We start from the raw sequence: 1,288 nt of genomic DNA, 5'->3' as shown, positions 1-1,288 counted from the left end.
CGCGCCACCGGCCTTGGTGACCTTGCCGCTCACCTCACCCCGCGGGCCGGCCGTGCAGTTGGGGAACTTCATCGCACCGATCCGGGTCTGCCAGCCAGCGTCGCTGGTCTGCGACAGGTACTCGGAGGTGAACCAGAAGGTGCAGCCGTCGGTCGGGTCCACCGACATCGAGCTGTAGCCACCCCACAGGCCCGGATTGTGGGTTTGGGCGCCGGTCCCGGCGATCAGGGTCCGTTCGCTCTGCCCCAGTTCCCCGAGCGGGTCACCGGCCAGCCGGCCGGCCACCCGGATCGACGGGAACGACGTGCTGCTCGACGCCGAGTAGCCCATGGCGATGTTGCCGGTGACGTCGATGGCCGCGCTGGCCATCCACCGGTGCTCGGCGTCCGGGGCGTAGGTGCCCTGCTGGTGAATCGCCCAGTCGGTGGGCGCGGTGCTGCGCAGTTCGTACCACCGCACGCCGGCGTGGTCGCCGCCGACGTCGACCGTGTGGTTGAGCACGATCGAGGCGTGGTCGCCGAAATTGCGGTACGCCACCCGGTACATCAACCGGTCGGAGATCGCGTCCAGCTTTGCCGTGGTGCCCTGCTGCGGGATGCAGCTATGGCCGTAGAAGCACATGTTCGAGTCGAACGGCGCGGTCTCCAGGAACCGGCTCGGCGCCAGGTTGTTGCCGAAGGTGGAGTTCGCCGGGGTGGCCCAGTCGACGTGGAAGTCCCACATCACCAACCGGTCGGTCGGCGAGGCGTCCGTTGCGTCGTCGCCGACCATGACGAACGGGTTCGGCGCCCCGACCGGGGGTGCCTGGCCCTCCGCGTCGGACGGCAGCAGGCCGCCGAACTGCGGGTCGAGGTGGAAGTAGACCATTCGGGCCGCCTGGCCGGCGAGCATCTTCTCCCGCTCGAACGCCACCGCGCCAGCGCCCACGGCGCCAATGACGTTAGGAGTGAACTCATTGGCGGACATGTAGTAGGCGTCCGGCCAGATCCCGAACTTCGCGTAGTCGTTCTGTCGGGTCTGGTGGTACAGGAAGTCATACCGGTAGAACGCGCCAGTCGGATCACCGGTCTGCGAGATCGCCATGCACTGGTGCATGCCGATCGACCCGCCAGGCAGGGAGAACTGGGTGAGCATCCACCGGTCGGCGGCCTCGTCGTAGAGGACCACCGGGCCGCTGTTGTGGTAGGGGGCGGTGCGGGTCTCGCACGGTCCGCCGAAACCGGCCCACAGAGAGTTGGTCGGCAGCGGCCCGAGCAGCTTGGTGCCGCTCTTGTCGTACACGGCGTAA

1 protein-coding gene is annotated in these 1,288 nt (G+C 68.2%); it reads right to left on the bottom strand.

The genetic code is table 11. The annotated features are described in order from the left end of the window. The coding region (locus AB0I41_RS35220; protein WP_357115828.1) for a hypothetical protein at positions 1 to 1,288 on the bottom strand (1,288 nt) is incomplete at both ends.

It is taken from the genome of Micromonospora sp. NPDC050200 (assembly GCF_040656135.1).
GTDB lineage: Bacteria > Actinomycetota > Actinomycetes > Mycobacteriales > Micromonosporaceae > Micromonospora.
Note: the sequence above shows the minus strand (reverse complement) of the source record. Positions and strands in the feature narration are given on the sequence as shown.